This is a genomic window from Streptomyces sp. NBC_00620, assembly GCF_026341825.1.
Taxonomy (GTDB): Bacteria; Actinomycetota; Actinomycetes; order Streptomycetales; family Streptomycetaceae; genus Streptomyces.
In genome coordinates, this window is record NZ_JAPENY010000003.1 from 778,242 (window position 1) to 789,406 (window position 11,165).

Sequence of the window (11,165 nt, forward strand, 5' to 3'; positions counted from 1 at the left end):
CGACCCATACCCTCATCCACAGGCCGACTGTGGAATCCGATGCTTCCCTCACCGCCGCTTCGCATGCCGGGTGAGTACCTGTGCATCGACGTCTTACGCACGGGAAACGAGGGGCTCGCCGGGCCGCCTCTAGCCTCACGGGGCATGACGGGGAACCGAATTCGCCGACCTGACCAGTCCGTCCGCATTCCCGGCTGGGGCTCCATCCGCGGCCGTGTGGCCATCGTCCTTGCCGTACCCACTTGTCTGCTCCTCGCCCTCACCGGGCTGGGCGTCGTCGACCGCGCCCATGACTGGTCCGCAGCGCGGGCCACGGAGTCGCAGGTCATCGTCCTGCTGCGGGTGCAGGACCTCGTCCGTGAGCTCCAGCGTGAACGCGGCCTCACCAACGGCCTGTTGGGCGGCGACGAGGAGTACCAGGACGACGTCCGCGAGGCGCGGGCGCGCACCGATGACGCCCGCACATCCTTGACGGGGGTGCTCTCGGCGGAGAGCGGTGATCTGCACGAGGCCGCAGCCTCCGCACTCCGCCGGGCCCAGCTCCCCCTCGCCGACCTCACTGGCACCCGTACCGGCGTCGACACCGGCACCGCCGACCGCACCGTCACCCTCCGCTTCTACACCGCGGCCGTCACCGCCCTGATCGACGCCGAATCGACCGGCGTGCCCGACGGCGATCGCGGTATCGCCCAAGGTGTGCAGGCGTTGCAGGCCCTGGCCCGCGCCACGGAGGCCGTCGCCCTCGAACGCGGTTCCCTGAACGGCGTGTTCGCCGCGAAGGGGTTCCGTTCCGGCGAGTACCTCGACTTCACCGAGATCCGGGCCACCCGTGTCGCCGACCTCGGCCAGTTCCGCCAACTCGCAGGCGGTGACGAGGAGTCCGCCCTCGACCGAGCCTTCAAGACGGCCGCGGCCCGCCGCGTCACCGCGTACGAGGCCAAGGCCGAAGCGGGCGCCGACGGCTCACCCCTCGATGTCGCCCCCACCCGCTGGTGGACCGACATGACGACGCTCGTCGACGATCTGCACGCCGTCCAGAAACAGGTCGGTGACGACGTACGGGCAGGAGCGGGCCGGACCGGCGACGCGGCCACCCGGCAGCTCATCGGCTTCCTGGGCCTGGGCGCGCTGATCCTCGCCGTCGCCTCCGCACTCGCGGTGTTCTCGGCCCGCTCCATCACCCGTCCCCTGGGCGCACTGGCCGACGAGGCGGACGCGGTCGCGGGCACCAGGCTCGCGGAGGCGGTCAAGCGCATCCAGGAGGCCGACCCCGACACCCCGCTGCCCGAGGATCCCGAGACTGCCGAAGTCCCGGGTACCGCACGGGAGATCACGCGGCTGGTCGCCGCCCTGCACAACGTCCAGCGCACAGCCGTCCGTCTCGCCGCCGAGCAGACCGTCCTGCGCCGCAACAGCACCGAGTCCCTGGCCAGCCTGGGCCGCCGCAACCAGTCCCTCCTCATCCGCCAGCTGGGCCTGATCACCACCCTGGAGAGCCAGGAGCTCGACCCTGACGCACTCGCCGAGCTCTTCGAACTCGACCACCTGGCCACACGCATGCGCCGCAACGCCGAGTCCCTGCTCGTCCTTGCCGGCGAGGAGTCCCCGGCGCGCCCCTGGCCCGGCACGGTCACCATCACCGAGGTGGTGCAGTCGGCCATCTCCGAGGTCGAGCAGTACCAGCGGGTCGCCGTCACCGACATCGAACACTGCCGCATCCGCGGCCACTGCGTCGCCGAACTCTCGCACCTGCTCGCCGAGTTGGTGGAGAACGCGCTGATGTTCAGCTCGCCCAAGCAGCCCGTCGAGCTCTACGGCTGGCGGGACGGCGGCGAGTACTGCCTCGCGGTCGTCGACCGGGGCATCGGCATGACGGCGGAGCGGATGGCCCAGGCCAACGCCCTGCTGTCCGGCAAGGGTGGCTCCCTGCTCGCGGCGCCCACCCGGTTCCTCGGCCACCATGTCGTCGGCGCGCTCTCCGATCGCCTCGGCGCCCATGCCGAGTTGCGGCCCACACAGGGCTCGGGCGTGACAGCGTACGTAGCCCTGCCCGCAACGATCGTCCAGGCAGCGGATACCTCAATCACCTCCGCAGCCCTGTGAGTTCACGCCGGTGCTCGCAGCCGTTCGCGTCACCGTGCCCGCGTGTCGTGTCACGGCGTGCGGGCTGTCATACGGTGTTGCTCCAGTCGTACGGCCCTCCGCCGCGCCACTCGATCAGCTCGGGGTCGTCGATGGCCGTATCCGTTGTGGGCAGACCCGCACGGTGAAGGTATTCCAGCACGTCGAACAGGCTGTACGCGGTGCCCATGCGCTCGCCCTGGACCGTCACCCGCCGCCCTCCGTCCGACTGTGGCGGAAGCACGACCACAGGGGGGCTCTCGTCCATAACTCCACCATGCGCCGGAACCGGCCGTCACGCAGCTCGGCGACCATCGCAGCGGTCTGACGCCGCTGGTCAGCGGGGTCGCCCGGAGATTTAGCGAGGGGCGTTCTGTACGGTGAGAATGTGCACCCCGGAAGGGTCCTGATCCTCCAGAACGCGCCAGCGGTGCGGGGTTCCGCCTGGGTAGAGCAGACTGTCACCGGCGTGGAGGCGGTGCAGTTCGCGGCCGCCGGGGCCCAGTAGGTCGATTTCGATCGCGCCGTGGACCACATAAAGGAACTCGTCGCCCGGGTGGTCGTAGTACTCCTCGAAGTCGGTGGGTCCTCCCGTGTATTCGACCGGATGGACGGCGAATTGGGGTGCCCCGAGCATCCGCGCCGAGCCGCCGCTGTTGACGACGGGGGTGCCGGTCCCTTCCCGTACGACATGGATGTCGGCGGGAGAGGTCGCCGAGTGCGCCAGCAGGGCCTGTTGGGTGGTGCCGAGCGCCTGGGCGATCCGGTGCAGCGAGGGCATGCTCGGGCGGGTCAGCCCGCGCTCCAGCTGGCTGAGGAAGGGGTGCGAAAGGCCTGCGCTGCCCGCGAGTTGGACCAGGGTAAGGCCGCGCTCCTTGCGTAGCCGTCGGATCGCGTTGCCGAGCTGCTGGTCCGGATCGGCGGGGGTTTCGGTGGGGCGGTCTGCCATGACGGAGATCCTAAGCGGTCACTTCGGAGTGGGATTTACTCCCGCGAAACACATACCTCTTACGCTCAATGTTGATGTGACGAACATTCTAGGCGAGGAGCCCGAATGACCGCGACCACCGCCGACCGGCCCGCCACGGCCGGATTCCTCGATGCCATGGCTGCCCTCGCTGGCGGCGTCTGCGTGGTGACCGCCGCCGCAGCCGATGGCACACCTGCCGGATTCACCAGCACCGCCGTGATGAGCCTCAGCCGCACGCCGGAGCTGATAGCGATCGGCGTCCAGCGCGGCAGCCGCACCCTGCCGCTGCTCCAGGACGGCGGCAGGCTCGCCCTCAACATCCTTGCCGCGAACGGCGAATCCGTCTCACGGCGGTTCGCCGATCCGGCCGCCGACCGGTTCGCCGGGCTGGATTGGACGACGGGAGAGGGAGGTGTGCCGCTGCTGCTCACGCAGAGCACGTACGCCGTCGTGTGCCGCGTACGGGAAGAGGTGGCGGCCGGGGACCACATGCTGCTGATCGCCGACATCGAGGAGATCATCCCCGGCCGAGGCCGGATCAGCGCCCTCGTCCACCACGCCCGCCGCTACCACGGCATCGGCGCATGAGCGGGCGCGACTGGTTCTCCGTACAGGAGACCGGGCCCGGGACCTTCCTCCTCGCCGAGCCCGGGCACGTCAACAGCTATCTCGTCGTGGGCGACGACCTCGCCCTGCTGTACGACACCGGGATGGGCATCGGGGACATCGGGCGCGAGGTGCGAGCGCTGACCTCGCTGCCGCTGCTCGTCGTCAACTCCCACCACCACTACGACCACCGGGGCGGCAACGCCTCGCTTGTGGGCGAGGCCAAGGAATTCGCCGTCCACGAGGCGGGCGGGAACCTGCACGGCGAGCCCGCACCGCGCGAGTGGCTCGAGATGTACGAGCACATCGCCCAGGACATGCGACAGCGCTACATCGAGCTGAGCGCACTCTCCGCCGAGGGCTTCTTCCTCACCGACTCGCGGATCGAGGTGCGGCCCGTCCCCGAACTGACCCAGTGGCGTATCGACGCGGTGCGACCGACGCGGCTGCTCAGGGAAGGGGAGCACCTCGACCTGGGCGGGCGGAGGCTGCACGTCCTGCACACTCCCGGCCACTCGCCCGACGGCATCTGCCTCTGGGAGCCGGAGAGCGGCCAGCTCCTCGCCGGCGACACCCTGATCAGCGGCCCTTTCTTCGCCCATGTGCCGGGCGCCGATGTACCCGCTTTCGCCGCATCGACTCGGCGACTGGCCGAACTCCCGGTCAGGACGGCGCTGTTGGGGCACAACTTCCGCCACCGTGAGGACCACTACTTCGTGGGACGGGTCGCCGAAGCCTTCGATCAGGTGGTAAGCGGACGGACCTGCCCCGTCCGCCGCCAGGACATGTTCGGCGCGCCCGCGATGTGGCACGCCTTCGACGGCTTCGCAGTACTCACGGCACCGGAGAACGGGGACGCACGATGACGGTGACGGCACTGCTGCTGCGCGGGGCGCGGCTGCCCGAAGGACAGGTCCGGGACGTACTGATCGAGGACGGGCGGGTGTCGGCCGTCGCACCGGCCGGTCAACTCCCCTCCATACGCGAGGAGATGGACCTCTCCGGCTTCATCCTGCTGCCCGCCCCCGCCGAACCCCACGCCCACCTCGACAAAGCCCTCACCTGGGACCTGGCCGGCGCCCCGCCCTGCGACCTGCCCGGGGCGGTCGCCGCCTGGCACGGCTATGCCGAGCAGGTGACGGAGGAGGACGTGCTGGTCAGGGCCCGCCGCGCCCTGGACGAGCTGGTCGCCAATGGTGCGACCGCCGTCCGCACCCACGCCGACGTCCTGCCCGGCCCCGATCCGCTCCGGGGGCTTCGGGCGCTGTTGCGGCTGCGCGAGGAGCTGAGCGAGCGGGTCGCACTGCAGATCGCCGTGCTGCACATCGAGGCACCCGACGAAGTCCTCGACGAGGCACTGGAGTTGGGGGCCGACCTGCTCGGTGGCTGCCCGCACCTCTCCGAGGACCCGCAGGCCGCTGTCGCCCGCGCCCTGACCATCGCCGAGCGGCACGGCGTCGGCGTCGATCTGCATGCGGACGAGCATCTCCGTCCGGATCCGAAGGATCTGCTGCTGCTCGCCCAGGCGGTACGGGAGCGGGGCTTCGCCCACGGTGCGACCGCCGGCCACTGTGTGGGACTGGGAGGCCTGGACCCGGCCGAGGCCGCCCGGATCGCCAAGGAGGCGGCGGCCTCCGGGATCGGGGTCGTCGCACTGCCGCTCACCAACCTCTACCTCCAGGGCCGCGACACCCCTGCCCGCACTCCACGCGGTCTGACCGCCGTACGCGCCCTCCTGGACGCGGGCGTGCCCCTGGCCGGGGGCGGCGACAACATCCGTGACCCGTTCAACCCGGTGGGCAGGGCCGATCCCCTGGAGACCGCTGGACTCCTCGTCGTAGCAGGTCACTTGACGCTGCCCGAGGCCGTCCACGCGGTGACCACCGGCGCCCGCACGGTCCTCGGGCTGCCCGCCGCAGGGCCGTACGAGGGTGCGATCGCCGACCTCCTCGCCGTACGGGCCGACTCGCTCTCCGGGGCTGTCGGTGCCTCGTACCCGGACCGGATCGTCTTCAAGGGCGGGAGAGCGGTGAGCCGCACCACGGTGACCCGCGAAGCGCTCTGACTGGTCCCGGGCGTAAACGCCCGGGACATCACCCCGAAACAAAGAATGTTGATGCTACGAACATCGGTGAATGCATCACAGGTCCAAAGGAAGGAGTCGACGTGGCGACAGCAGTGCAGACGGCGCTGAGCTTCGTAGCCGTCGACAAGCGTTTCGACAACCGGACCACCGCGCTCTCGGGAGTGGAACTCCATGTCGGTGCAGGGGAGTTCGTCGCAGTCGTCGGCCCCTCCGGATGCGGCAAGTCCACCCTGCTGCGGCTCGCCTCCGGTCTCGATGCCCCCAGCGCGGGCGAGATCAGCACCCCGGGCGGGGATATCGGCTACGTCTTCCAGGACGCCACCCTGCTGCCCTGGCGCAGCGTCCTCGCCAATGTGGCACTGCCCGCCGAACTGGCCGGCCGTCCCAAGGCCGAACGGCACGAGCGCGCCATGGACGCCATCCGTCTCGTCGGCCTCGACGGCTTCGAGGAGCAGTTGCCGGGACAGCTCTCGGGCGGGATGCGGATGCGCGTCTCGCTGGCCCGCGCGCTGATGATGAACCCCGCGCTCTTCCTCTTCGACGAACCTTTCGGCGCGCTGGACGAGATGACCCGGCTTCGTATGCAGGAGGAGCTCCAGCGGATCTTCACCGAGACGGGATTCGCGGGTCTCTTCATCACGCACTCGGTGACCGAGGCGGTCTTCCTGGCCAACCGGGTTGTGGTGATGTCGGCCCGACCTGGACGTATCACCGCAGAGTTCGAGGTCCCGTTCGCCCACCCCAGGCCCGCATCGCTCCGTTACGAACCGGAGTTCGCCGCGATCGCGGGCGCGGTCTCCGGGGCCCTGCGAGGAGAGGCCCAGTGAGTACGAACACCCCGGCTGCCACGGCCACCGACGCGCCGACTGCCCACGCAACCACTGCTGCCTCGGTCGCAGCCGGCCCGAACCCCGGCGCAACGTCCGCGGCCTCCGAACCTGCCGTCACCGGTCCGAGCACTGCCGCTCCGGCCCACGAGGCGAAGACCCCCGTGCACCAGCCCGATGCTGCCGCCGACGCCACGGTCGAGACATTCCCGGCCGCCGAGGCGTCCGTCCGCACACGGCGGGGCCCCGTCGCCCTGCTCGCCCCCATCGGCTCGCTCGCAGTCGCCATCGGCCTCTGGTACGCGGTGAGTTACCTGCTCCTCGCCCCCTCCCGCCGCTTCCTCGTGCCGCCCCCGCATCAGGTCCTCCAGGTCGCCGTCCTCGACTGGACCCACCTGCAGCCCATGCTCCAGGCCCTCGCCCTCACCGCGCAGGTCGCCCTCGCCGGACTCGCCATCGCCGCCGCCCTCGGCATCACCGGGGCCGTCGTGATGAGCCGCGCCCGCTGGCTGGAGCGCTCCCTCTATCCCTACGCCGTCATCCTGCAGACGGTCCCGATCCTCGCCATCGTCCCCCTCATCGGCCTCTGGTTCGGCTTCGGCTTCACCAGCCGGGTCGTGGTCTGCGTCCTCATCGCCCTCTTCCCGCTGATCGCCAACACCCTCTTCGGGTTGCAGTCCGTGGACCGCGCTCACCACGACCTCTTCACCCTCCAGAAGGCGAGCCGCTGGGACCGCCTGCGCAAGCTGGAACTGCCCGCGGCGCTCCCCGCCATCTTCACCGGGCTGCGTACCTCCTCCGGGCTCTCCGTCATCGGCGCGATCGTCGGCGACATGTTCTTCAAGCAGGGGGCGGCCGGAATCGGCACCCTCCTCGACATCTATCGCTCACGGCTCCAGTCCGAGGACCTCTTCGCCGCGATCATCCTGGCCTCCTTCTTCGGGGTCGCCGTCTTCGCGCTCTTCACGTTCCTGTCCCGCCTCGCCATCGGCTCCTGGCACGCGTCCGGCCGCTGAGCGCTCTCCGCTGGCTGTGCCGCGATATGCCGTCGGCCGTCTGCGACACCGTCCTGGCTGGTCGCGCAGTTCCCCGCGCCCCTTCAGGGCGCTTCCCAACCGCAGCGGACTTCACCCGAACTGCTCAGCCGTCCCCACCCCCTCTCCGCTTCCCCTCAGAGCCCCTTCCGGGAGACAGTCATGCCAATTTCCGCCAGAAGAAGCCTTGTTGCGGGACTGAGCGCCTCGCTCCTTCTCGCCGCCACCGGCTGCGGAGCCGGCGCCACCACCGCCGCCGGTTCGTCCACCGACCTCAAGCCTGCTCCCGCCGCTCAGCGCCTCGACAAGGTCTGCCCCGCCACCGTCGTCGTCCAGGCCGACTGGGAGCCCGAGGCCGAACACGGTCCGGTCTACAACCTCGTCGGCCCCGGCTACACCGTCGACACCGACAAGAAGCGGGTCACCGGCCCCCTCGTCATCGGCGGCAAGGACACCGGCGTCAAGATCCAGGTACGGGCGGGCGGTTCGGCCGTCGGATACCAGACCCCCGCCTCGCAGATGTACATCGACCAGTCCATCACCCTCGGCATGGTCACCACCGACAGCGCCATCCAGTCAGCGGGCAAGCAGCCCGTCACCGCCGTCGCCGCGCTGATGAAGAAGAGCCCGCAGGTCCTGATGTGGGACCCCGAGACCCACCCGGACTGGAAGACCGTCGCCGACATCGGCAAGAGCGGCGCCAAGGTCGTGTACCGCGACGGCGAGGTCTTCGCCCCGATGCTGGTGGCGAAGGGTCTCATCAAGAAGAGCCAGCTGGACGGGAGTTACGACAGCGCCCCGTCCCGCTTCGTCGCCGACCCCTCCATCGCGCAGCAGGGCTTCGCGACCGCGGAACCGTACATCTACGAGCACGAGGTCACCGCCTGGAAGAAGCCGGTCAAGTACCAGCTGCTGGCCGATGTCGGCTACACCGTCTACCCGGAGGCACTCTCCGTCCGCACCGGTGCACTGAAGAAGCTCAGCCCCTGCCTCAAGAAGCTGGTTCCCGTCATCCAGCAGTCGGCCGCCGACTTCGCCGCCGCACCGGACACCGCGGTCACGCTCATCGACGACATCGTCAAGCAGTACGCCACGAGTTGGGTCTACTCCAAGGGCACCGGCCAGTACGCCGCCAAGGAGATGGTCGAGCTCGGCATCCTCGGCAACGAGGCCGACGGATCGATCGCGAGCTTCGACAAGACGCGGGTGACCGACTCCCTGAAGACCTTCGGGCCGATCCTCACCGAGAGCGGCGTCAAGATCCCGGCCGGGCTCAGCGCCGAAGACCTGATGACCAACGAATTCATCGACACCAAGATCGGAATGAAGTGATGGCCGTCGACCCCAAGGGCACGACCCTGTCCGCCGCCGAACTGCGCCGGATGACCGAACTGGTCGCGGACGAGGCGGTATTGGACGCCGGAGGAAGTACCACGCACCGCACCCCCGGCATCGACGAATTCTGTACAGAGGCCGCCGCACTCCTGGGTGAGGATGCCGTCGTACGCGAGGACTCCGCCCTCGACAAGGCGTCCCGCGACTGGGCGCACATGTCGCCGATCCTCGCCGCCAAGCTCCCCGCCGGCCGCGCCGAGGTGGTGCTTCGCCCGTCGTCGTACGAGCAGATCCAGCCCCTCGTCGCCCTCGCCCACCGCCTGCGCATCCCGCTCACCCCGCGCGGCAAGGGCACCGGCAACTACGGCCAGGCGATCCCGCTGCACGGCGGCGCAGTCCTCGACCTCACCGGATGCGGACGCGTCCTGGGCGCGGGCGACGGGTGGATCAGGGCCGAGGCGGGCGCGAAGATGTCCGACCTGGAGGTGCATGCGCGCACGCTGGGCCAGGAGCTGTGGATGTTCCCCTCCACCTTCGGGACATCGCTCGGCGGCTTCCTCTGCGGCGGGAACGGCGGCACGGGATCGCTCGCCAACGGCACCAACGGGGACGGTTTCGTACGGGAGTTGACCGTCGTCCCGTGCACAGCGGAGGCCGAGCCCTTCACCGTACGCGGCGAGGAAGCCCTCCCGTACATCCACGCCTACGGCACCACCGGCATCACCGCGACCGCGACTGTCGCCCTCCAGCCGGCCCGGGACTGGACCGGCCTCTTCGCCTCCTTCGACACCTGGACCGCCGCCACCGCAGCGCTCTCCGACCTCGTACGCCTGGAGCCCGCCCCGCGCCTGGTCTCCCTCGACGAGCCCGGCCTCGTCGAGACCTTCGAGGCCGACCCGGCCCTCGACCCGGTCGCACTGAGCGTCCGCGCGATCATCGAGGAGCGGGCCGAGGACGACGCCCGGGCGATCATCGAGAAGCACGGCGGCCGGGTGACCGAGGTACGTCCCGCGCCGCGCGGTCCCGCCCTCATCTCCTCGCTCTCCTTCAACCACCCCACGTACCACCTGATGAAGGCCCAGGACGGCTACTTCCACCTGGAGATCGGCGGCGACGTACTGCTCGGCGACCCGGCGGCGGTCAAGGCCGTCTTCCCCGGGACGGTGCTGCACCTGGAGGGGATGCGCTCGGGGACCGTCGGCATGCTGATGGCGCACTACCAGGACGAAGCCACCGTGTACGAGGGGATCGCCGCCCTGGAGGCCTTGGGTGTCGGCATCCATGACGTCCACAACTGGTACGTCGACCGGCGCCTCGACCTCGTCCGTGCCACCGCCCGCACCGCCGACCCGCTGGGGCTGCTCAACCCCGGCCACCTCCTGGGAGCGCGCTGACCATGGCCTTCACCCGCTTCACCGACCTCAGCGGACCGTCGGTCACCGACCTGTCCGCCGACACCGTGGCCGTCCTTCCCGTCGGCGCGATCGAACAGCACGGACCCCATCTTCCCGTCGCCACCGACTACTTCATGGCCGAGGCGATAGCGGAGGGCGCTGCCCTGGCCGCCTCCGACAGCTGCGACATCACGCTGCTGCCGGGCCTCGCCTACGCCAAGTCCGACGAACACGCCTGGTCGCCGGGGACGCTGTGGCTCAGCGCCTCGACGCTCTTCGCGGTACTGGACGACCTCGGGCGATCCCTCGCCAAGGGCCCGGTCCGGCGGCTCGCGTTCCTCAACGCACACGGCGGCAACAGCGCGCTGCTGGGAGTCGCTCTGCGTGAACTACGCACCAAGTACGGCCTGTTCACCTTCCTGCTGCACGCCGCGCTCCCCGCGGACCAGGGCGGCGCGTCCCCGTCCGGCGAGCTGGGTCTGGGGGTGCACGGCGGGCGACACGAGACCGCGGCGATGCTCCACCTCCACCCGGAGACGGTGGACATGTCGCTGGCCGAGCGGAGTGTCCCCGAGCACCTGACCGCCTACGAGCACATCGGCTTCGGCAAGTCCGTCTCCTTCGGCTGGACGAGCGACGACTTCGGTACGGGCAACGGTGTCATCGGCGACCCGACCGGAGCCACCCCCGAACTCGGCCGCAAGCTCGTCGACACCGCCATCGCCGACAACGCGGCCGCACTGCGCGAATGCGCCCGCTTCCTGCCTTCCGCCTGACCCTCATCTCCTGACC

The 11,165-nt window shown here is 70.1% G+C and carries 11 protein-coding genes; 9 read left to right on the forward strand and 2 right to left on the reverse strand.

Translation table 11 applies throughout. The annotated features are described in order from the left end of the window. The first annotated feature begins 144 nt into the window (after nt 1–144). Nucleotides 145–2,103: a nitrate- and nitrite sensing domain-containing protein gene (locus tag OG246_RS34780; RefSeq protein ID WP_266472608.1), complete on the forward strand. Its 1,959-nt coding sequence runs from the start codon at nt 145–147 to the stop codon at nt 2,101–2,103. 67 nt (nt 2,104–2,170) lie between these two features. Here the strand turns inward: OG246_RS34780 and OG246_RS34785 are convergent, their stop codons facing one another. Both OG246_RS34785 and OG246_RS34790 read right to left on the reverse strand, forming a co-directional pair. After that, nucleotides 2,171–2,389, reverse strand: coding sequence for a hypothetical protein (locus tag OG246_RS34785; protein ID WP_266472610.1), 219 nt, complete (start codon nt 2,387–2,389; stop codon nt 2,171–2,173). 90 nt (nt 2,390–2,479) lie between these two features. Continuing rightward, entirely contained in the window at nt 2,480–3,070 is a 591-nt protein-coding gene (locus OG246_RS34790; protein WP_266472611.1) for a helix-turn-helix domain-containing protein, read from the reverse strand. Nucleotides 3,071–3,175: 105 nt separating this feature from the next. Between OG246_RS34790 and OG246_RS34795 the strand changes: the two genes are divergently transcribed. The 8 genes from OG246_RS34795 to OG246_RS34830 all read left to right on the forward strand — a co-directional run bounded on the left by OG246_RS34795 (nt 3,176) and on the right by OG246_RS34830 (nt 11,149). Continuing rightward, nucleotides 3,176–3,679 carry a flavin reductase family protein gene (locus tag OG246_RS34795; RefSeq protein ID WP_266472612.1) on the forward strand — a complete coding sequence of 168 codons (504 nt, stop codon included), beginning with the start codon at nt 3,176–3,178 and terminating at the stop codon, nt 3,677–3,679. Next, complete coding sequence (locus OG246_RS34800; RefSeq protein ID WP_266472613.1) at nt 3,676–4,563, forward strand: MBL fold metallo-hydrolase; 888 nt, start codon at nt 3,676–3,678, stop codon at nt 4,561–4,563. The genes OG246_RS34795 and OG246_RS34800 overlap by 4 nt, the downstream gene beginning before the upstream one ends. Next, entirely contained in the window at nt 4,560–5,762 is a 1,203-nt protein-coding gene (locus OG246_RS34805; protein WP_266472616.1) for an amidohydrolase family protein, read from the forward strand. Before OG246_RS34800 ends, OG246_RS34805 begins: the two co-directional genes overlap by 4 nt. 101 nt (nt 5,763–5,863) lie before the next feature. Then, nucleotides 5,864–6,610 carry an ABC transporter ATP-binding protein gene (locus OG246_RS34810; RefSeq protein ID WP_266472617.1) on the forward strand — a complete coding sequence of 249 codons (747 nt, stop codon included), beginning with the start codon at nt 5,864–5,866 and terminating at the stop codon, nt 6,608–6,610. Continuing rightward, nucleotides 6,607–7,626 carry an ABC transporter permease gene (locus OG246_RS34815; protein WP_266472618.1) on the forward strand — a complete coding sequence of 340 codons (1,020 nt, stop codon included), beginning with the start codon at nt 6,607–6,609 and terminating at the stop codon, nt 7,624–7,626. The genes OG246_RS34810 and OG246_RS34815 overlap by 4 nt, the downstream gene beginning before the upstream one ends. A 180-nt stretch (nt 7,627–7,806) precedes the next feature. Next, a complete protein-coding gene (locus OG246_RS34820) occupies nt 7,807–8,976 on the forward strand; it encodes a hypothetical protein (protein WP_266472620.1) in 1,170 nt (389 codons plus the stop codon). Beyond that, entirely contained in the window at nt 8,976–10,373 is a 1,398-nt protein-coding gene (locus tag OG246_RS34825; RefSeq protein WP_266472622.1) for an FAD-binding oxidoreductase, read from the forward strand. Before OG246_RS34820 ends, OG246_RS34825 begins: the two co-directional genes overlap by 1 nt. Before the next feature lie 2 nt (nt 10,374–10,375). Next, nucleotides 10,376–11,149 carry a creatininase family protein gene (locus OG246_RS34830; RefSeq protein WP_266472624.1) on the forward strand — a complete coding sequence of 258 codons (774 nt, stop codon included), beginning with the start codon at nt 10,376–10,378 and terminating at the stop codon, nt 11,147–11,149. Nucleotides 11,150–11,165 lie beyond the last annotated feature (16 nt).

Bases quoted from the DNA above. Each gene is read 5' to 3' on its own strand.
- OG246_RS34780 (WP_266472608.1), top strand. From the start codon at position 145: ATGACGGGGAACCGAATTCGCCGACCTGACCAGTCCGTCCGCATTCCC.
- OG246_RS34785 (WP_266472610.1), bottom strand. From the start codon at position 2,389: ATGGACGAGAGCCCCCCTGTGGTCGTGCTTCCGCCACAGTCGGACGGA.
- OG246_RS34790 (WP_266472611.1), bottom strand. From the start codon at position 3,070: ATGGCAGACCGCCCCACCGAAACCCCCGCCGATCCGGACCAGCAGCTC.
- OG246_RS34795 (WP_266472612.1), top strand. From the start codon at position 3,176: ATGACCGCGACCACCGCCGACCGGCCCGCCACGGCCGGATTCCTCGAT.
- OG246_RS34800 (WP_266472613.1), top strand. From the start codon at position 3,676: ATGAGCGGGCGCGACTGGTTCTCCGTACAGGAGACCGGGCCCGGGACC.
- OG246_RS34805 (WP_266472616.1), top strand. From the start codon at position 4,560: ATGACGGTGACGGCACTGCTGCTGCGCGGGGCGCGGCTGCCCGAAGGA.
- OG246_RS34820 (WP_266472620.1), top strand. From the start codon at position 7,807: ATGCCAATTTCCGCCAGAAGAAGCCTTGTTGCGGGACTGAGCGCCTCG.
- OG246_RS34825 (WP_266472622.1), top strand. From the start codon at position 8,976: ATGGCCGTCGACCCCAAGGGCACGACCCTGTCCGCCGCCGAACTGCGC.
- OG246_RS34830 (WP_266472624.1), top strand. From the start codon at position 10,376: ATGGCCTTCACCCGCTTCACCGACCTCAGCGGACCGTCGGTCACCGAC.